Genomic DNA, 17,018 nt, shown 5'->3' with positions numbered 1-17,018 from the left:
GGGGTCACGAAATCTCGCTCTCCGTCCGCCACTTCTTGCCCTGAGCCTGGACTTCAAGCCGCAGCCGCCAGCGCCCGGCGGGGATTTCCTGGCTGGAAACAAAGCTGCCGTCGGGCTGAGCGGCAAAGGCCAGTGGCCGATCGGGCTGGCGGCCCAGCGGATGCCAGACATAGCCGGTAAGGCTGGCCCCGGCCGGAGCCCCGCTCAGCCGCACGGCCACCTGGCCAGAGGACAGTCGGCTGGCCGTAGCGCTCCAACCCAGCGCCTTTTCCTGCGCCGCTTCCTGCAACCACTGGTTGTACTTCTGGCTGGCGACATAGGAGTTTTCGACCACCACCCCGCCGAATGTGGACGAGGCATAGCGCGCCATGATCAGATTGACGCCGATCACCACGGCGAAGAACGCCACCATGATCGCAGTCATATGCTTGCCGGTGAAGGGCCCGGTGGTGAAGGCTTTCATTCGTCCTCGTCCTCTCCCGGCGCATCGAACCGCACCTTGCTTTCGTCTTCACCGCCTTCGGCATCCAGCGCCTTGAGTTTGAATTCGAAGTGCTGCGGGCGGGTTTCCGCCGGTGCGACCACATAGAATCGCAGCGGATCGGCGCGGTCGGCGGCGACATCGAATTTGAGCGTGCGGGCGGCCTTGTCGCGGGCCATGTCATCGGTCCACATCACCCCGCCAGGCAGCCCGTCCAGGCTGACTTCCATCGGCCGCGGACGCGATTCCATGTTGCGCAGCTTGACCGTGTAGGCATTGCGCAGTTCCCCGTTGCTGAGCAGCATATAGGGCGGGTTGCGGTCCTTCTGCACCGACAGGTCAAGCCGGGCGCGGTTGCCAAGCGCGAACAGCAGGGCAAAGCCGATCGCGGCCCAGACCCCGACGTAGATCAGCGTCCGGGTGTGAAACAGCGCCCGCGAGATCGGACGCGGCGTGCCGCCGGCGCGTTCCAGCGCGCAGTCTTCCAGCGTGGCATAATCGATCAGCCCGCGCGGGCGACCGATCTGCTTCATCACCTTGTCGCATTCGTCGATGCACAGCGCGCAAGTGATGCAGGCGATGTCCGGCCCGTTGCGGATGTCGTACCCGGTCGGGCAGACATTGACGCAGCCGTTGCAATCGATGCAGTCCCCCACTTCGCCGGGGTTCTTCTGCGCCTGCTTGACGCTGCCGCGCGGTTCTCCGCGCCAGTCCTTGTAGGTCACCAGCAGCGACTTTTCATCGAGCATCGCGGTCTGGATGCGCGGCCATGGGCACATGTAGATGCAGATCTGCTCACGCATGAATCCGCCGAAGATGAAGGTCGTCGCGGTCAGCACGCCGACCGTGGCATAGGCCACCCCGGCAGCTTCACCGGCCCAGAATTCGCGAGTCAGCGTGGGCGCGTCGGCGAAATACATGATCCATGCGCCGCCGGTCCAGAACGAGATGACCAGGTAGATCGTCCATTTGACCGCGCGTCTGGCGATCTTGCCCGGCCCCCACGGCGCGGCTTCCAGTCGCATCTGGGCGTTGCGGTCCCCGTCGATCAATCGGTCAACATGCTGGAACAGGTCGGTCCAGACCGTCTGCGGGCAGCTGTACCCGCACCAGGCGCGGCCGACCGCGCTGGTGATCACGAACAGCCCGATCCCGGCCATGATCAGCAGCCCGGCCACGAAATAGAATTCCTGCGGCCAGATTTCGATCGAGAACATGTAGAACCGGCGGTGGGCCAGATCCACCAGCACCGCCTGATCCGGGGCATAAGGGCCCCGGTCCCAGCGCAGCCAGGGGGTTACATAGTAAATCCCCAGGGTGATGATCATCACCAGCCATTTGAAGCGGCGGAAGCGGCCGTCTACCGCTTTGGGAAAGACGGCCTTGCGCTTCTCGTACAGGGTGGACTGATGGACGGTATCAGGGTTTGGCATTACCGGGTGTTCCCGCTGCAGGTTGGGTCGGAGCTTCCGAGAAGTCTTCACCGCCCCCCAGCGAGTGAACATAAGTAGCCAGCATCTTGATCGTCACGCCGTCAAGCTTGCCGCCCCAGGCCGGCATCACCCCGGCATGGGCCTTGTTGATCGAGCCCGCAACCTGTTCCTTGCTGCCGCCATAAAGCCAGATCGCGTCGGTCAGGTTGGGTGCGCCGACCGAGCGCATACCCTTGCCATCAGCCCCGTGGCAGACCACGCAGTTGGCTTCGAAGGCCAGCTTGCCATTGGCATTGAGCGGCGCTTTGCCCGACAGCGACAGGACATAGTCCGCCGTTTCGCTGACTTGCGCCGGGGTCAGGATTCCGTCCTTGCCAAAATTGGGCATCAGGCTGGCATGGGTCAGATCGTTGCCCGGCTGGCGGATCCCGTTGGTGATCGAGGCTTCGATCTCTTTCAGGTTGCCGCCCCACAGCCAGTCATCGTCGTTGAGGTTGGGATAGCCGATCCCGCCCGCAGCGCCCGCGCCGTGGCACTGCACGCAGTTGACGCGGAAGGCGGCCTTGCCCCCGGCGATGGCCTTGCGCAGCAGATCGGGATTGCCGGGCAGCTGCTCGATCGGGGTCTGCTCAAGCGCGGCAAGCGTCGCCGCCCGTCCGGCCTGCGCGGCGTCCATTTCCTTGGCCAGCTGGCCGCGGCTGGTCCAGCCCCAGATCCCTTCGCTGCCCTTGTTCAGGAACGGGATCGCCGGATAGACCACCACATAACCGATCGCGAACACGATCGTCAGATAGAAGGTGATCAGCCACCAGCGCGGCAACGGATTGTTGAGTTCCTCAATGCCGTCCCATTCATGGCCGACAGTCTCGACACCGGTTGGTTCGTCGATGTGCTTATTGGACATTGTCGTTACCCCTCGGATCTTCATCGTCGAAGATCGAATTCGCAGCCGCTTCGTTGTGTTCCCTGGCGCCCGGCCGGAACGGCCAGAGCGCCAGTACCAGGAACAGGATCATCGTCGCGACCAAGCCCCAGCTGTCGGCAAGGTGCCGCAGCGTGTCGTAGGTGGAATGCGGGCTCAACGCCCACGCTCCTTGGCCAGATCCTCCTGCGCCTTGGCTCCGTTCACATCGACGAGCGTGCCAAGCATCTGCAGATAGGCGACCAGCGCATCCATTTCGGTCAGCCGGTCCGGATTGCCATCGTAATCGCGGGCCTGCGCCTTGGGATAGCGCTTGATCAGGTCAGAGGCGTCGCCAGTGGCATCGGCCTGAACCTTCAGATCCTCTTCCGCCTTGTCGATGTCTGTCTTGGTATAGGGCACGCCGACCCGGTTAAGAGCAGTCAGCTGTCCTTTCATGTCGCCCGCCTTCAGGTCCTTTTCGGCCAGGAAGGCATATTGCGGCATGACCGATTCGGGCACCACGGCCTGCGGGTTCTTGAGGTGCTGCTGGTGCCATTCATCCGAATAGCGCCCACCGACACGCGCCAGATCGGGCCCGGTGCGTTTCGAACCCCACTGGAATGGGTGATCGTACATCGATTCCGCCGCCAGGCTGTAATGGCCATAGCGTTCGACCTCGTCCCGGAAGGGGCGGATCATCTGGCTGTGGCAGACGTAGCAGCCTTCGCGGACGTAGATGTTCCGGCCCGCCTGTTCCAGCGGGGTATAGGGGCGCATCCCGTCGACCTTCTCGATCGTGTTGTCGATCCAGAACAGCGGCGCGATTTCCACGATCCCGCCAACCGTCACGGCAAGGAAGGCAAAGACCCCCATCAGCGCGACGTTGCGTTCCAGCTTCTTGTGCCGGCCCCAGGCTTCCTTGGGGGCTTGTGCGTTTGATTCTTCAGTCATTGAAGTCACCCCTTATTCGGCAGCAACTGCGGGCAGCGGACGGTCGGCGGCGGCATCGTATTCCGCTGTACGCAGCGGTTCTTCCTGCCGCAGCTTGCCGGCGATCGTCTGCCAGACGTTGAAGGCCATGATCAGCGCGCCAGAGAGGTACAAGACCCCGCCAAAGGCCCGCAGCAGGTACATCGGATACTTGGCCGCCACGGTTTCGGCGAAGCTGTTCACCAGATACCCGTCGGCGCCGTATTCACGCCACATCAGGCCTTCCATGATCCCGGTGACCCACATCGCGGAGGCGTAGAACACGATCCCCAGGGTCGCGAGCCAGAAGTGCCAGTTGATCATCCGCAGCGAATACATCCGTTCACGGTTCCACAGCCGCGGCGCCAGGAAGTAGAGCGCCGAGAAAGTGATCATCCCGTTCCAGCCCAATGCGCCAGAGTGCACGTGACCGATCGTCCAGTCGGTATAGTGCGAGAGCGAGTTGACCGACTTGATCGACATCATCGGCCCTTCAAAGGTCGACATGCCGTAGAAGGCCAGGCTCAGCACCATCATGCGGATGATCGGATCGGTGCGGACCTTGTCCCAGGCGCCGTTCAGCGTCATCAGACCGTTGATCATGCCGCCCCAGCTGGGCATCCACAGCATGACCGAGAACACCATGCCCAGCGTCTGCGCCCAATCAGGCAGCGCGGTGTAGAGCAAGTGGTGCGGGCCCGCCCAGATGTACAGGAAGATCAGCCCCCAGAAGTGGATGATCGACAGCCGGTACGAATAGACCGGCCGCCCGGCCTGCTTGGGGACGAAGTAATACATCATCGCCAGGAAGCCCGCGGTCAGGAAGAAACCCACCGCGTTGTGGCCATACCACCACTGCACCAGCGCGCCCTGCACCCCGGCCCAGACCGCGACGCTGTGCGAGCCGAACACACTGACCGGCAGGTTGGCGTTGTTGACCAGATGCAGCATGGCAATGGTCAGGATGAAGCTCAGGAAGAACCAGTTGGCCACATAGATGTGGGGTTCCTTGCGCTTTACCAGCGTGCCGACAAAGACCGCCAGATAGGCCACCCAGACCACCGTCAGCCACAGATCGACGTACCATTCCGGCTCGGCATATTCCTTGCCCTGGGTGATCCCCAGGACATAGCCGGTTGCGGCGAGCACGATGAACAGCTGGTAACCCCAGAACACGAACCGCGCGAGGCCAGGAAAGGCCAGCCGGGTACGGCAGGTGCGCTGGACGATGTAAAAGCTGGTCGCGATCAGCGCCGTACCCCCGAAGGCGAAAATCACCGCCGAGGTGTGCAGCGGCCGAATCCGCCCGAAGGTGGTCCATTCCAGCCCCAAATTGAGCACCGGGAAGGCCAGCTGCAAGGCAATCACCAGCCCGACCAGAAAACCGACGCAGCCCCAGAACGTGGTGAGGATCACCCCCGCCCGGATCAGATCGTCGTCATACCGGCCTTGATCAACGGCGGTTCCCACCCCGTTGGCCAGGGCAAAATAATTGGTCTTGCGCAGCGAGATGACCAGACCGGCGATGGCCGCCAGCCCGAAAATCGCCATGTGGATCGCAAAGCCGGTATCGACGGCATTTACGAACATCACAATGGCTACGAAGAGCGCGGCCAGCCATATGCCAGCGCGAGCAACAACGGATTCCATGAGCCCCTTCCCCTCAGTTAGGGTTAATCAGCGAATGCTAATATTACTAGTAGCATCCCATTTCAACCTGCAATTGCGTTGCAACATTGACCCGGATCAAATTGCGCGAAATGCAACAAAAATTCCCAGAAAATCGCCAAAAATTGCGCAGGATCAATGTTAGCAACTGCACCATGGGAGCAGAGGTCACGGTGACGCCGTAAATAGCCTTGGTCGCACGGTGCGGCCACTGCGGCGCCGGATGAGGGACAATGAAAAAGCTCACCATCGCTGCGGCCTTTGCTGCCGCCACCATGCTAGCCACGCCGGCCCACGCTGGCAATGCCGACGGCAAGCTGCAGGTAAAACTTCTGGTCACGGGCGTGCTGCCCGATGGCAAGATCGACAAGATTCACATCAACGCCGTGGGTCTGCCCGCAACCAGCCAGACGACCGCGAACGACAACGTGGTGCCAACCCTGGCAGTGGAATACTACGCGGCGCCGAACGTTTCGATCGAAACGATCTGCTGCTTCACCCAGCACCACGTCACCGGTGCGGGCGGCATTGCCGGGGCTGACGTTGCCCAGCACGTGCTGGTCCTGCCCGCCACCGTCACGCTGAAGTATCACCTCGATGCCGGCCCGATCAAACCGTACATCGGCGTGGGTCCGTCGGTATTCTTCTACTTCAGCGAAAAGCCGGGCGCGACCGCCAAGGCGCTGGGTGCCAGCACGCTCAAGATGGACAACAAGCTGGGCCTGGCCTTGCAGGGCGGCGTGGACGTTCCGCTGGGCGATGGCGGCATGGGCATCTCGCTCGACGCCAAGAAGTACTTCATGAAGACCACCACGCATTTCTACACCGCTGGCGGTGTCGAAGCGCTCTCGACCACCCACAAGCTTGATCCGTGGGTCGTGTCGGGCGGCGTTTACGCGCGGTTCTGATCTGGATTGGCCGGAGCCGGGTTTACCCGGCTTCGGCAGCCAGTCCGGCGCGATCGAGGATCACCACTTCGCGGCGTGAGGGCAGGTCGATAATCCCATCAGCCTTCAGGCGGGTGAACTGGCGACTGACCGTTTCGATTGTCAGCCCCAGCACGTCCGCCACCTGCTGGCGCGAAAACGGCAGGGCAAAGCGGCGCAGCGGCAAGTCCGGCGCGTCGATGCAGCCCGGCTGGACCAGCCGTTCCGACATTTCGAGCAGGAAGCTGGCAACCTTTTCGCCGGCCGACTTGCGGCCCAGCAACAGCATCCATTTGCGGGTGCGATCCAGCTCCGCCAGAGTGCGTTGCAACAGTTTGTGTTCCAGGCTGGGGTGTTCGCGGGCAAAGGCGTCAAAATCCTTGCGGCTGAACACGCAGACCCGCGCATCGGTCAGCGCGGTAACACCGTGGCCGCTGGTCGAACCGAACGGGCGGCCAATGAAATCGGACGGATAGACCACGCCGACGATCTGTTCACGCCCGTCCTCGGTCCCGGTGGACAGCTTGAGCACCCCTTCGATGACATTGGCGACGAGGACCGAATCCTCCCCTTCCCACATCAGCGATTCGCCCGGGGTCAGGTTGCGCCGCCGGCCAATAGCGTTCAGCGCCTTGATTTCTTCGTTATCAAGCGAAGAGCAGATCGCGCGATTGCGCACAAGGCAGGTATCGCAGGCTGACATGGCCCAAGCCTATGCCGCCAAGCGCCCCCCCGTGCAAGCTAGATCACATCCGCAACCCCGGCCAGCGCAGCCTTGAGCTTGTCGAGCGCCTGCGCCTTGAGCTGGTGGACGCGCGGGATCGAGACCTGCAGCGTCTCGGCGATTTCGCTGAGGTTGAGCTCTTCCACGAAGTAGAGCTGCACCACCAGTTGCAGCCGGTCGGGCAGCGCGGCGATGGCCGCGGCAACGCTGTGGCGCAGTTCCTCGTCCGCCAGCAGGGCAAAGCTGTCGGGCCGGTCATCGGCAAAGGCCATGTCGCCGTCTGAATAGGCATCGTCGATCGGTTCGAACCGGATCTGTTCGGAAGAGGCCCGCATTGCATCCAGCTCGGCTTCGTCGATCCCCATGGCCAGCGCGAGTTCGGCATCGCTGGGGGCACGGCCCAGTTGCTGGCGCAGCTGGCTTTCCTTTTCAGCCAGGTTGCGCCGCCGTTCGACCGCGCCGCGTGACAGCGGCACATTGCGGCGGATCAGATCGACCATCGCCCCGCGCACCCGCAGCTTGGCATATGCGGCAAAGCCGTCCTCGGTCGGGCCTGAATGGCGCTGGGCAGCCTCGGTCAGGGCGACCATCCCGGCCTGCATCAGGTCTTCGAGCTCAATCCCCGGCCGCCCTCCGCCCTGGACATGCCAGGCGAGGCGGCGGACCATTGGCACAAAGCGGCGAATGCGGTCAGCAGCGTCGCTGCGATAGGCGCCCTGGGCCTTCATCGCGGGCGCAAAGCTGCGGTGGTCGTGTTTCATGCGGCCATACTTTCGGTTTCGGATTGAGTGTGGGTGGACGGGGCGGCCAGCGCGGGCTGAGCCGGGGGTGGGCCGCCGATCACGGCCAGAACCTCGATCGGCTGGGACACCGGCAATTCGGAAATCGACAGCACCAGGCAGCCCGGCGCACGCATCCTGAGCAGCGCGGCCAGCGTACGGCGCGCGCGCGGCTGGACGATCAGCGCGACCGGCGGTGAATGGGCACCGCGTTCAGCCACCAGATGGGCGATATGTTCACCGATGTTACGGGCCAGATCAGGCTCGATCACCGGCTGGCCAGATGCGGGATCGGTCAGCCCGGAAACGATCGCGCTTTCAAGCTGCGCATCGAGCGTCAGCACCGGCAGCCGCTCGCCCGGGGCGCAGATCCGCCCGACGATCAGCCCGCCCAGGTCCGCGCGGACCAGATCAACCAGCTTGTCGTGATCGGTGGTCTGCTGGACCGCACTCGACAAGCTGGACAGGATCGGCAGCGGGTGACCAATCGGGATTCCGTCTTCCAGCAGCGCGCGCAGCAGGCGGGTCAGCGCAGCCAGCGACAGCGGCTGGGGATGGACCGCTTCGACCAGCCCGGCGGCGTGATCCTTGATACTGTCAAGGATCGTGCGAACCTCGTCCGGGCCCAGCAATGCACCCGGGCGATCGCCCAGCAGCTGGTTAAGCTGGGTGGCGATTACCGTACTGGCGTCCACGGTCAGAAAGCCTTCGGCAATCGCGTGGTCACGCGCGGCGGGATCGATCCACAGCGCCGGGCAGCCAAAGCTGGGATCGAGTGTCGCCTCGCCGCTCAGCTTGTGATCATCGCGCACTTCGCCCGCGTCGATCGCCAGCACCTTGTCCGCGCGCAGCGTTCCCCCGCCAAGCGGCACCCCGCCCAGCATGATGCGGTAGTCATTGGGCGACAGGTCCAGGCTGTCACGCACGCGGAACTGCGGCACAACGAAGCCGAAGCTTTGGCTGAGCTGCTTGCGCACCCCGGTGATCCGCGCGACCAGCGGCGATCCGCGCCGGTCATCGACCAGGTGGACCAGTCCATAACCCAGCTCGACCGTGACCAGCGTATGGTCAGACACTTCCTCCAGCGTGATCCGCCCCGGATCGACCGCAGGGGCCACTTCGACCACTGGTTCGGGCCGCGCGGCGCGCTTGCCCAGCGCGTGCCACAACCAGAAAGCCAGTCCCGCGGCGGGCAGGAAGATCGACTGCGGCATGGCCGGGATCACCCCGATCGCGCTGAGGATGATCGCCACCGGCAGCCAGGTGCTGGGCGTGGCGAGCTGGCCGCCGATCTGCCCGGCCAGGTCGCGGTTGTCGGACACGCGGGTGACGATCACCGCCGCCGCGATTGACAGCAGCAAGGACGGCACCTGCGCCACCAGCGCATCGCCAACCGCCAGGGTGATGTATTTCTCTGCCGCTTCGCCCGCGCTCAGCCCGTGGCTGATCATGCCGAGCGCAAAGCCCGCGATGATATTGACCCCCAGGATCAGCAGGGCGGCAATCGCATCGCCCTTCACGAACTTGCTGGCGCCGTCCATCGAGCCATAGAAATCGGCTTCGGTCGCCACTTCGCGGCGGCGGGCCTTGGCTTCGTCGGCGCTGAGCAGCCCGGCGGCAAGATCGGCGTCGATCGCCATCTGCTTGCCCGGCAAGGCATCCAGCGTGAACCGCGCCGAAACTTCGGACACGCGGCCCGCGCCTTTGGTCACGACCACCATGTTGATGATCATCAGGATCATGAACACGAACAGCCCGACCGCGAAATTGCCTCCGACCAGGAACGCGCCGAAGGCTTCGATCACGTGCCCCGCCGCTGCTCCGCCCTGATGCCCGTTGACCAGCACCACGCGGGTCGAGGCGACATTGAGCGCCAGTCGCAGCAGCGTGGCGAACAGCAGGACCGATGGGAACGAGCTGAAATCGAGCGGTTTTTCCGCATTCATCGCCGCCATCAGGATCGCCACCGACAGCGCGATGTTGAGCACGAAGAACACGTCGAGCAGCACCGCCGGGGTCGGCACCACCATCAGGCAGATCAGCGTCAGGATCCCCGCAGGCAGCGCAAAGGCGCTGATGCTGAAGCGGCTGAGCATCCCGTTCACAGCCCCAGCGCCTGCAGCTTGCCATAGGCCGCGCGGACATGGCCGGGCACGCCGCCGCCAGCGCCGCCAAGGCCAAAAGTGTTCGCGAGCGTATCGGCCATCGACGCGCGCTGGATGGGCGCGGCTGCGCCCATGTCTGCGGCGGCGGTGTGGAATTGCTGTGCGACCGGGCCCAGCGCGGCCGGACTGGCCACGGCCCATTCACCCGCGCCGCCCACTGGCAGTGATGCGCCATCCATCGCCGCGGAAACCTTGCCGCGCATCAGTTCCATCACACCGCTGAGCGAGCGCGGCGCGCCGTTCTGGTAGAAAATCGTCCGATTGGCCGCAGCCGCATCGGGCAGCAGCGCGGCGGCGCTCTGGGTGGGATCGGCGGCCAAGGCGGACAGGAACCGCCCGGCCCCTTCCGCGCCCAGAAAGTGCGCCATGTAAAGCTCTGCCGGATCGGGCTCACGCCCCAGCCGACCAGAAAGTGCGGCGCGGTTGTCGCTTGCCAGTTCGGCTGCCATCAGGGCCGAACTGTCTGGATCGAAACGCAGGGCCAGCACTTGCGCGCGCAGGCCCGGATCGGCCACTTTGCCGCCATCGATCGCCTGCGCGGCCCAATCGAGCCCATGTTCAGCTCCGTGCCGGTCCAGCATCGACAGCCAGGTGCCCTTGGTGAACTGGTACAGCCCGGCCGCACTGGATGTGCCGGCGCGGGCCGAGGGGTTGAGGCTGGATTCGATCTTGGCCTGAGCCAGCAGATAGGAAAAATCGACGCCCGTTGCCTGAGCGGCGCGGGCGATGGCGGCCTGCACGTCCGGACGGACCGCGCTGGCGGCAGGGGTGCTGGCAATGGAAGGCGTCTGGCTCAAGCCGAATTCCCGATGCGGTTGGCAATCGGGAACTGTTTAGCAAACACCGTGCCAAATCAGCCGCGCACTCCGGCATAGGCATAGGCAGCGCGCGGGGCGGTGCCGGTTTTGTAGAGAGCGGGCGAGCCGGTCAGGGCATCAAGCCGCGCCGCGACATTGGCGGCAATCAGGTTGCGAACCTGGCGGTTTACCTCGTTCAGCCGCCGCGCCGCATCGAGCAGCCCGCGGCATTCCTCGTCGATTGCATAGCCTTCCGAGAACGGGCCATGGGCATCGATCGTGCCGCACAGCGCGATCTTGTCCTGCGATGCGCCGATGATGGCATCAAGGTCCAGCCCGGCAAGCGCCTGCCGTTCGGCCTGCAGCACGGCAATCATCTGCCGCAGATTTTCGCGCAGGTCGCTTGCTCCACTCATTGTCCGCTCCTCAGCAGCATTCCGGCTGCAATCATGGCATCGGCCACCCGCATCGGGATCACTGGATATTCGCCCTGTTCGATCGCCTTGCGGATTTCGGCCACACGGCCGCTGTCGACCGGGGCCGCCCCCGGATCGAGCGCATCGCTACGTTCGACGGTGACCGTTTCGCTGGCGACGGGGGCCGCCTGACTATCTTTCGCTCCGGCTGCGCTGCGAATGCTCCGCGCATCCACCGCGCCGACGGCGCGGGCCGCTGGAAGACCTGTGGGTCCAAGTTCGATGGGAGGCATGGTGCCGCTCCTGGGTTTGACTACACAGGCTAGGACGGCACCCGTTTTCACCCTTTAAGGGAGGGCGGCAGAAAAATGCCGCTCTACGGCAAATCAATTCCGGTCTGGCCGGGCCGCAGCACTCTGGCGCGCATCGGCTGGGCATTGCTGCCCAGCGTGCGAACCTTGATCCATGCGCCCACCGGGCCGGATTCCAGCGCCTCGCCGGGCTGGGCCACGGCAAAGCCATCGCCGCTGACACTGATCGAAATCGCATCACCCTTGGCAATCGCGGCGGGCGCGGGGGTGGCTGCTCCGCGGCTGGCAATCGGCACATAGAGCCGCCAGCCGCCCGCGACCGGGCAATCGACCTGCACGCTGTCATTGCGGCTGCCATACCAGCTGAGCGCCAGCGGCACGCCGCAACTGCCCAGCCGCAGCCGCCGGTCAACCGGAGCCGCCGCGCCGCCCGGGCTGCCCAGCGGCAGTCCGGTGAAATTGGCCACCGCCTGATCGATTGCGGCCAAATCGGCCTGGCCGGGCTTGGCCGTGGCCGGAGCGGCAATCAGGGACAGGGTCAGGGCAAGACGGCGCAGCATGGTCAGGGTTCCTTGGCAGCAAGAGCTTTACCTTCCGGCTGCAAGGGCCGTGCCATGTCCACTCCCTGATCATAGGTCAGCGTCGCGAATGGCGCGCCGTCTCCATCGGATTCGAGCAGCACCCGCGCGGGACGGCCCGCGCTGGCGACGAGCGCAAGGGCTTCGGCGCTTTGGCTGGCGGAACCGATCACGGTCAGCCGCTGGCGGGGATCTGCCGCCTGCCCGGCAAGCCATTGCCGAAGGTCGGGCGCGCCGGGCCCGCTGCGCCATACCGCAATCGGTTCACCCAAAGCGGGCGGCGCGACCGGAGCCTTGGCCGCCAGCACCGGCCGGGCCGGGGAGGGCGGCGTTTCATTGACCGCCGCCGCGGTGATCATGAACAGGATCATCGACAGGTCGGTCATCACATATTGCCAGCCGGACCCGGCGCGCGCCTTCATACCAGTTCGGCCTCCCGCAGGGCCGGGCGCTGGCCCGGTGTGCGCCGGGGCGGCACCGCGCCCGCGACCTGGGCGGCAAGCCAGTCAATCACCGCTTGCCGCGCTTCCTCTTCGGCCTGGGCCGCGCGTTCGACCATCCGGGCAAGCGGGGCGAGCAGCAAGTTGGCGCAGAGCAGACCATAAAGCGTTGTCACCACCGCCATCGAGATCGCTCCGGTAAAGGCTCCGCGTGCCAGCCCATCGGCCGGCAACTGGCTAAGCGAGACCAGCGTGCCCGCCAGACCGAACACCGGCGCCAGTTCCGCCGCCTGGGCCAGGGTGCGGACCGCGCGGTCGGCCAACGCCATGCGCTGGGCACGGTGCGCCTCGTGCCGGTCAAGCAGGGCCGCGACCGAGCGGGTGCCGATCAGCGCGTCGGTCGCTTCGTCGAACTCACGGTCGCCCAGTTGGCGCGGCACGGCGCGCAGGATTCCGTCCTGACGGATCCCCTGAACCTGCACCGCCAGCTCTGCGCGGGTCTGATCGGCATCGAACTGGCGCTGGCCCAGCTGCATCAGCTTGGTCAGCGTGATGCCGCAATCGGCCAGGCCGCAGCGCATCACGGTCGCCAGCGCGGTGCCGCCGAACACGATCAGCGCCGATCCGCCGTCGATCAGATTTGCGAGATTCATGGGGGGTGACGCTCCTTCACCGCCCAGAACGGCAGCAGGCGGCAATTTTCTCCCCCAGTGGACGAAATTTGCCGGGCTCCGGCAGCATTTTGCCGCCTGCGGGGCCGGCGCCGGGGGCCGAACCGCGCAATGCCGCACTTGGCACGCTGCTTGCTGATCACAGCGCGACGCAATGCAACTGGAGCCAGTACGATGGCAGGCAGCCTGTTCGGAATTCACGGAATGGCGCTCGAACTTCGGTCCGAGCGGCTCGGCCTTATCACCTCGAACATCGCCAATGCCGGGACCCCCGGCTACAAGGCCCGCGACTTTGATTTCGCCGCTGCGCTCAAAGCGCGCAGCGAAGGGCTGGGCAAGGATCAGGCGGTCAGCAAGGCCACCTCTTACCGCATGCCGGTGATGCCCAGCCTGGATGGCAACACGGTGGAAATGGCCACCGAACAGACCGCCTTTGCCGAAAACGCGGTGGGCTATCAGGCGACGCTCAGCTTCATTCGCGGGCGGGTCGATACGATCACCCGCGCGCTGAAGGGTGATTGACCATGGCCGCCCCAGCCCCCCTGACCCTGTTCGACGTTGCCCAGCGCGCGATGTCTTCGCAGCTTGTCCGGATGAACGCAGCCAGCTCAAACCTGGCCAATGCCGGGTCGGTCAGCAGCAGCGAAGCCGACGCCTATCGCCCGATCCGCGCGGTCTTTGCCGAGCAGATGGACAAGGCCAGCGGTCTTTCCACCGTCCGGGTCGGCGCGATCCAGCGCAGCAGCGCCGCGCCGGTCAAGGAACACCAGCCCGATCACCCCCTGGCCGATGCCAACGGGGATGTCTGGTCCGCCCCGGTCGATGAGAACGCCGAGATGGTCGAGATGCTCGACGCCTCGCGCCAGTACCAGAACATGATCGAGGCCCTGTCCACCGCCAAGCAATTGATGCTCGATACGATGAGGATGAAATGACCACTATTTCAGCTAGTTCAGCAGTTCAGACCGCCGCCGCGACCAGTGCCAAGAAGACCACTCTGGGTCAGGCCGATTTCATCAAGCTGATGACCACGCAGATGAAGCTGCAAGACCCGCTTGAGCCGGTCGATAACAAGGAAATGATTGCGCAGATGGCGCAGTTTTCCTCGCTGTCGGGGATCAACGACATCAATTCGACGCTGAAGGCGATTTCCGTCCAGCTCGACCGGGTCATGGCCGCGCAGGCCGCCGCCCAGACCACCCCGACCACCGCCTAAGGAGACGTACCATGTCGTTCTACACCTCGCTCAACGGCCTCAGGAATGCGCAGACCGAACTGTCGGTCATCGCCAACAACCTGGCCAATGCCGAAACCACCGGCTTCAAGAAAAGCCGCGTCAACTTTGCCGACATCGTGGCCGGTTCGGCCTCGGCCAATCCCAAGCTGGTCAAGGGCATCGGTTCGACCGTTCAGGCGGTTGACCAGAACTTCTCGCTTGGCCCGATCCAGCAGACCGGCTCGTCGCTCGACATGGCGATCAACGGCGAAGGTTTCTTCGCCAAGGTCAATCCGGTCACCGGCAAGACCTTTTACACCCGCAACGGCAATTTCGGCATGGATGGTTCGGGCTATATCACCGACTCCAGCGGCAGCCGGTTGCAGGTGCTGCCGGTCGATGCCACCGGCACGGTAACCTCGACCACGCCGATCGACGCGCAGGCCCCGATCGTCAACGGCGCGGGCTCAGACTTTGTCGCGGTGCAGATCAAGCAGGATGGTGCGGTCATAGCCAGTTATGCCGATGGCTCTACCGCGACGATCGGCAAGGTCGCGCTGGCCAATTTCGTGTCGCCGGGCGGGCTGCTGCAGACCGGCGGGCAGGACTGGCAGGCAACCGGGATCTCGGGCGTCGCCAATTACAACCAGCCCGGCGCGGGCCGGTTCGGCACGATCCTGTCGGGCAGCCTGGAACAGTCAAACGTCGACATTGCCGAGGAAATGGTCGGGCTGATCACCGCCCAGCGCTATTTCCAGGCCAATGCCAAAGCGATCGATACGGCCACCCAGCTGTCGCAGACCATCGTCAATCTGCGCACATAAAGGCTGAACCATGGACCGCCTGATCTGGACCGCCGTGACCGGCATGAACGCTTCGATGGCGCGGCAGCGGATGATCGCCAGCAACATGGCCAACGCGCAGACCATCGGCTTTCGTGCCGAAGTGATGCGGGTGACGCCGATCACGTTGCAGGGCCCCAGTCTGGAAGCCCGGGCGATGACCGATGCCGAAGTCCACGGCGCGATCATGACCCCCGGATCGATCACCCAGACCGGGCGCGGCCTCGACGTGGCGATGCAGGGCGATGCCATGCTGACCGTCCAGGCCATGGGCGAGGAAGAAGCCTATACCCGGCGCGGCGACCTGTCGATTTCGCCCAATGGCCTGCTGGTCAACGGCGAAGGCTATCCGCTGGTCGGCGAAAACGGCCCGATCAGCCTGCCGCTGGGCAGCGACGTATCGATCGGCCCGGACGGCGCGGTGCTGGTGCGCGACAAGACCAACCCCGATGCCCCACCGCAGCAGGTCGAAAAACTCAAGCTCGCCAACTGGCGCGGCTCGGCCGTGCTCAAGGGGCTCGACGGGCTGTTCCGGGTTGAACAGGGCGGCGTCCTGCCGCGCGATGAAAGCGCCCGCGTGCTGTCAGGCGCGCTGGAACAGAGCAACGTCAAACCCAGCGAAGTCATGGTCGAAATGGTCGAGGCCCAGCGCCTCTACGACATGCGCACCAAGCTGATCGCCACCGCCAAGGAATTGGATGAAGGCGGCGCCAGTTTGATGCGGATGTCGTGACACCTGCCCCTTCTCGAAAGGAATTCCTGAATGCCCTCTTCCGCTCTCCACGTCGCCCGCACCGGGCTTGAAGCCCAGGATACCCGGATGCGGGTGATCGCCAACAACCTGGCGAACATCGCCACCACCGGGTTCAAGCGCGACCGCGCCAACTTTGCCACGCTGGCCTATCAGGACGCCCGCATCGCCGGGCAGCAGAGCAGCAGCGAAACTGCCTATGCCACCGGCCTGAACCTGGGCACCGGGGTAGGGGTGCAATCGACCACCTCGATCACCACCCAGGGCACGCTCAGCACCACCGGCAACTCGCTTGACATGGCTCTTGATGGTGAGGGCTACTTTCAGGTCCAGCTGCCCGGCGGCAAGCTCGGCTATACCCGCGCGGGCAATTTCAGCCGCTCGGCGGAAGGCCAGCTGGTTACCGCGCAGGGCTATCCGGTGATCCCCGCGATCACCATTCCCGAAGGTGCGAGCGCGATCACGATCGGCGCGGATGGTTCGGTTTCGGCGCTGGTCGCGGGCAGCAGTGCCCCGACCGAGCTGGGCCAGGTTACCCTGGCGGCCTTTGCCAATCCGGCCGGGATGCAATCTCTGGGTGACAATTACCTCGCCGAAACCGCCGCCAGCGGCCCGGCCCAGATCGGCGTCGCGGGCGATGGCGGGCGCGGTTCGATCCGGCAGGGGATGCTGGAGAGCAGCAACGTCAATGTGGTCGAGGAACTGGTCGACATGATCGAGACCCAGCGCGCCTACGAGATCAATTCGAAGATGATTTCGGCCGTCGATGAAATGCTCAGAAACGCGAACCAGACGCTGTGAGGAAGGTAATGTCGATGCCGCAGGCCATCGCCGCTGATCTCCCCTCCCGCTTGCGGGAGAGGAGAATGATGACAGCGGCACTTTGCGCGCTGGTTGTGCTCACCGCCCCCGCCCACGCCGCCAGCAAGCCCAAGCCCGGCTTCGAA

Annotated in this window: 22 protein-coding genes; 7 read left to right on the top strand and 15 right to left on the bottom strand. The window is 64.7% G+C overall.

What is annotated here, in order from left to right; genetic code table 11:
• Window positions 1-4: 4 nt before the first annotated feature.
• From MNBBLIKP_RS01020 to ccoN, 6 genes are read right to left on the bottom strand one after another with little or no spacing between them, the layout of a single operon-like run.
• A complete protein-coding gene (locus tag MNBBLIKP_RS01020; protein ID WP_088306663.1) occupies window positions 5-463 on the bottom strand; it encodes a FixH family protein in 459 nt (152 codons plus the stop codon).
• A complete protein-coding gene (gene ccoG, locus MNBBLIKP_RS01015) occupies window positions 460-1,914 on the bottom strand; it encodes a cytochrome c oxidase accessory protein CcoG (protein WP_088306662.1) in 1,455 nt (484 codons plus the stop codon). Before ccoG ends, MNBBLIKP_RS01020 begins: the two co-directional genes overlap by 4 nt.
• Window positions 1,901-2,818 carry a cytochrome-c oxidase, cbb3-type subunit III gene (gene ccoP / locus MNBBLIKP_RS01010; RefSeq protein ID WP_088306661.1) on the bottom strand — a complete coding sequence of 306 codons (918 nt, stop codon included), beginning with the start codon at window positions 2,816-2,818 and terminating at the stop codon, window positions 1,901-1,903. The genes ccoG and ccoP overlap by 14 nt, the downstream gene beginning before the upstream one ends.
• Window positions 2,808-2,996 (bottom strand): cbb3-type cytochrome oxidase subunit 3, encoded by a 189-nt coding sequence (locus MNBBLIKP_RS01005; protein WP_088306660.1) that lies wholly within the window; start codon window positions 2,994-2,996, stop codon window positions 2,808-2,810. The genes ccoP and MNBBLIKP_RS01005 overlap by 11 nt, the downstream gene beginning before the upstream one ends.
• Window positions 2,993-3,769, bottom strand: a complete 777-nt coding sequence (gene ccoO, locus MNBBLIKP_RS01000) for a cytochrome-c oxidase, cbb3-type subunit II (RefSeq protein ID WP_088306659.1) — start codon at window positions 3,767-3,769, stop codon at window positions 2,993-2,995. Before ccoO ends, MNBBLIKP_RS01005 begins: the two co-directional genes overlap by 4 nt.
• A gap of 12 nt (window positions 3,770-3,781) precedes the next feature.
• On the bottom strand, window positions 3,782-5,437 hold the full coding sequence (gene ccoN / locus MNBBLIKP_RS00995; protein ID WP_088306658.1) for a cytochrome-c oxidase, cbb3-type subunit I: 1,656 nt from the start codon (window positions 5,435-5,437) through the stop codon (window positions 3,782-3,784).
• A 251-nt stretch (window positions 5,438-5,688) separates the two neighbouring features.
• Here ccoN and MNBBLIKP_RS00990 point away from each other — a divergent pair, with 251 nt between their 5' ends.
• Window positions 5,689-6,363, top strand: coding sequence for an OmpW/AlkL family protein (locus MNBBLIKP_RS00990; RefSeq protein WP_088306657.1), 675 nt, complete (start codon window positions 5,689-5,691; stop codon window positions 6,361-6,363).
• A 22-nt stretch (window positions 6,364-6,385) separates the two neighbouring features.
• On the opposite strand, the gene MNBBLIKP_RS00985 is transcribed toward MNBBLIKP_RS00990, so the two are convergent.
• From MNBBLIKP_RS00985 to MNBBLIKP_RS00945, 9 genes are all read right to left on the bottom strand, one after another.
• Window positions 6,386-7,084: a Crp/Fnr family transcriptional regulator gene (locus MNBBLIKP_RS00985; protein WP_088306656.1), complete on the bottom strand. Its 699-nt coding sequence runs from the start codon at window positions 7,082-7,084 to the stop codon at window positions 6,386-6,388.
• A gap of 38 nt (window positions 7,085-7,122) precedes the next feature.
• The gene (locus tag MNBBLIKP_RS00980; protein WP_088306655.1) at window positions 7,123-7,866 is read right to left on the bottom strand and encodes a sigma-70 family RNA polymerase sigma factor; all 744 of its coding nucleotides are present in this window, start codon (window positions 7,864-7,866) and stop codon (window positions 7,123-7,125) included.
• Entirely contained in the window at window positions 7,863-9,980 is a 2,118-nt protein-coding gene (locus MNBBLIKP_RS00975) for a flagellar biosynthesis protein FlhA (protein ID WP_088306682.1), read from the bottom strand. The genes MNBBLIKP_RS00980 and MNBBLIKP_RS00975 overlap by 4 nt, the downstream gene beginning before the upstream one ends.
• 5 nt (window positions 9,981-9,985) lie before the next feature.
• Window positions 9,986-10,846, bottom strand: a complete 861-nt coding sequence (locus MNBBLIKP_RS00970; RefSeq protein ID WP_254912873.1) for a transglycosylase SLT domain-containing protein — start codon at window positions 10,844-10,846, stop codon at window positions 9,986-9,988.
• A 56-nt stretch (window positions 10,847-10,902) separates the two neighbouring features.
• The gene (locus tag MNBBLIKP_RS00965) at window positions 10,903-11,262 is read right to left on the bottom strand and encodes a flagellar protein FlgN (RefSeq protein ID WP_254912872.1); all 360 of its coding nucleotides are present in this window, start codon (window positions 11,260-11,262) and stop codon (window positions 10,903-10,905) included.
• Window positions 11,259-11,555 carry a flagellar biosynthesis anti-sigma factor FlgM gene (gene flgM, locus MNBBLIKP_RS00960; protein ID WP_088306654.1) on the bottom strand — a complete coding sequence of 99 codons (297 nt, stop codon included), beginning with the start codon at window positions 11,553-11,555 and terminating at the stop codon, window positions 11,259-11,261. Before flgM ends, MNBBLIKP_RS00965 begins: the two co-directional genes overlap by 4 nt.
• A gap of 83 nt (window positions 11,556-11,638) precedes the next feature.
• Window positions 11,639-12,133, bottom strand: a complete 495-nt coding sequence (locus MNBBLIKP_RS00955; protein WP_088306653.1) for a flagella basal body P-ring formation protein FlgA — start codon at window positions 12,131-12,133, stop codon at window positions 11,639-11,641.
• 2 nt (window positions 12,134-12,135) lie between these two features.
• Window positions 12,136-12,573, bottom strand: coding sequence for a hypothetical protein (locus tag MNBBLIKP_RS00950; protein WP_088306652.1), 438 nt, complete (start codon window positions 12,571-12,573; stop codon window positions 12,136-12,138).
• The gene (locus tag MNBBLIKP_RS00945) at window positions 12,570-13,244 is read right to left on the bottom strand and encodes a MotA/TolQ/ExbB proton channel family protein (protein WP_088306651.1); all 675 of its coding nucleotides are present in this window, start codon (window positions 13,242-13,244) and stop codon (window positions 12,570-12,572) included. The genes MNBBLIKP_RS00950 and MNBBLIKP_RS00945 overlap by 4 nt, the downstream gene beginning before the upstream one ends.
• Before the next feature lie 192 nt (window positions 13,245-13,436).
• Between MNBBLIKP_RS00945 and flgB the strand changes: the two genes are divergently transcribed.
• Genes flgB through flgG form a run of 6 tightly spaced genes read left to right on the top strand, consistent with a single transcriptional unit; the run spans window position 13,437 to window position 16,872 of the window.
• Window positions 13,437-13,784 (top strand): flagellar basal body rod protein FlgB, encoded by a 348-nt coding sequence (gene flgB, locus MNBBLIKP_RS00940; protein WP_088306650.1) that lies wholly within the window; start codon window positions 13,437-13,439, stop codon window positions 13,782-13,784.
• Window positions 13,785-13,786: 2 nt separating this feature from the next.
• Window positions 13,787-14,197 carry a flagellar basal body rod protein FlgC gene (gene flgC / locus MNBBLIKP_RS00935; protein WP_088306649.1) on the top strand — a complete coding sequence of 137 codons (411 nt, stop codon included), beginning with the start codon at window positions 13,787-13,789 and terminating at the stop codon, window positions 14,195-14,197.
• On the top strand, window positions 14,194-14,478 hold the full coding sequence (locus MNBBLIKP_RS00930; protein WP_088306648.1) for a flagellar hook assembly protein FlgD: 285 nt from the start codon (window positions 14,194-14,196) through the stop codon (window positions 14,476-14,478). The genes flgC and MNBBLIKP_RS00930 overlap by 4 nt, the downstream gene beginning before the upstream one ends.
• Before the next feature lie 11 nt (window positions 14,479-14,489).
• Complete coding sequence (locus tag MNBBLIKP_RS00925) at window positions 14,490-15,302, top strand: flagellar hook-basal body complex protein (protein WP_088306647.1); 813 nt, start codon at window positions 14,490-14,492, stop codon at window positions 15,300-15,302.
• Between the two features lie 10 nt (window positions 15,303-15,312).
• Window positions 15,313-16,053: a flagellar basal body rod protein FlgF gene (locus MNBBLIKP_RS00920; RefSeq protein ID WP_088306646.1), complete on the top strand. Its 741-nt coding sequence runs from the start codon at window positions 15,313-15,315 to the stop codon at window positions 16,051-16,053.
• Between the two features lie 30 nt (window positions 16,054-16,083).
• A complete protein-coding gene (gene flgG, locus MNBBLIKP_RS00915; RefSeq protein ID WP_088306645.1) occupies window positions 16,084-16,872 on the top strand; it encodes a flagellar basal-body rod protein FlgG in 789 nt (262 codons plus the stop codon).
• The last annotated feature ends 146 nt before the right edge of the window (window positions 16,873-17,018 follow it).

Source organism: Novosphingobium sp. B 225 (genome assembly GCF_002198665.1).
In the GTDB taxonomy this organism is placed as follows: Bacteria; Pseudomonadota; Alphaproteobacteria; order Sphingomonadales; family Sphingomonadaceae; genus Novosphingobium.
The sequence above is the reverse complement of the archived record's forward strand: the minus strand, read 5'-3'. Positions and strand labels throughout refer to the sequence as shown.

What these genes read in the sequence shown, in the direction of transcription:
- MNBBLIKP_RS01020 (WP_088306663.1), bottom strand. Translation starts at nt 463, where the DNA reads ATGAAAGCCTTCACCACCGGGCCCTTCACCGGCAAGCATATGACTGCG.
- ccoG (WP_088306662.1), bottom strand. Translation starts at nt 1,914, where the DNA reads ATGCCAAACCCTGATACCGTCCATCAGTCCACCCTGTACGAGAAGCGC.
- ccoP (WP_088306661.1), bottom strand. Translation starts at nt 2,818, where the DNA reads ATGTCCAATAAGCACATCGACGAACCAACCGGTGTCGAGACTGTCGGC.
- ccoO (WP_088306659.1), bottom strand. Translation starts at nt 3,769, where the DNA reads ATGACTGAAGAATCAAACGCACAAGCCCCCAAGGAAGCCTGGGGCCGG.
- ccoN (WP_088306658.1), bottom strand. Translation starts at nt 5,437, where the DNA reads ATGGAATCCGTTGTTGCTCGCGCTGGCATATGGCTGGCCGCGCTCTTC.
- MNBBLIKP_RS00990 (WP_088306657.1), top strand. Translation starts at nt 5,689, where the DNA reads ATGAAAAAGCTCACCATCGCTGCGGCCTTTGCTGCCGCCACCATGCTA.
- MNBBLIKP_RS00985 (WP_088306656.1), bottom strand. Translation starts at nt 7,084, where the DNA reads ATGTCAGCCTGCGATACCTGCCTTGTGCGCAATCGCGCGATCTGCTCT.
- MNBBLIKP_RS00980 (WP_088306655.1), bottom strand. Translation starts at nt 7,866, where the DNA reads ATGAAACACGACCACCGCAGCTTTGCGCCCGCGATGAAGGCCCAGGGC.
- MNBBLIKP_RS00975 (WP_088306682.1), bottom strand. Translation starts at nt 9,980, where the DNA reads ATGCTCAGCCGCTTCAGCATCAGCGCCTTTGCGCTGCCTGCGGGGATC.
- MNBBLIKP_RS00965 (WP_254912872.1), bottom strand. Translation starts at nt 11,262, where the DNA reads ATGAGTGGAGCAAGCGACCTGCGCGAAAATCTGCGGCAGATGATTGCC.
- flgM (WP_088306654.1), bottom strand. Translation starts at nt 11,555, where the DNA reads ATGCCTCCCATCGAACTTGGACCCACAGGTCTTCCAGCGGCCCGCGCC.
- MNBBLIKP_RS00955 (WP_088306653.1), bottom strand. Translation starts at nt 12,133, where the DNA reads ATGCTGCGCCGTCTTGCCCTGACCCTGTCCCTGATTGCCGCTCCGGCC.
- MNBBLIKP_RS00950 (WP_088306652.1), bottom strand. Translation starts at nt 12,573, where the DNA reads ATGAAGGCGCGCGCCGGGTCCGGCTGGCAATATGTGATGACCGACCTG.
- MNBBLIKP_RS00945 (WP_088306651.1), bottom strand. Translation starts at nt 13,244, where the DNA reads ATGAATCTCGCAAATCTGATCGACGGCGGATCGGCGCTGATCGTGTTC.
- flgB (WP_088306650.1), top strand. Translation starts at nt 13,437, where the DNA reads ATGGCAGGCAGCCTGTTCGGAATTCACGGAATGGCGCTCGAACTTCGG.
- flgC (WP_088306649.1), top strand. Translation starts at nt 13,787, where the DNA reads ATGGCCGCCCCAGCCCCCCTGACCCTGTTCGACGTTGCCCAGCGCGCG.
- MNBBLIKP_RS00930 (WP_088306648.1), top strand. Translation starts at nt 14,194, where the DNA reads ATGACCACTATTTCAGCTAGTTCAGCAGTTCAGACCGCCGCCGCGACC.
- MNBBLIKP_RS00925 (WP_088306647.1), top strand. Translation starts at nt 14,490, where the DNA reads ATGTCGTTCTACACCTCGCTCAACGGCCTCAGGAATGCGCAGACCGAA.
- MNBBLIKP_RS00920 (WP_088306646.1), top strand. Translation starts at nt 15,313, where the DNA reads ATGGACCGCCTGATCTGGACCGCCGTGACCGGCATGAACGCTTCGATG.
- flgG (WP_088306645.1), top strand. Translation starts at nt 16,084, where the DNA reads ATGCCCTCTTCCGCTCTCCACGTCGCCCGCACCGGGCTTGAAGCCCAG.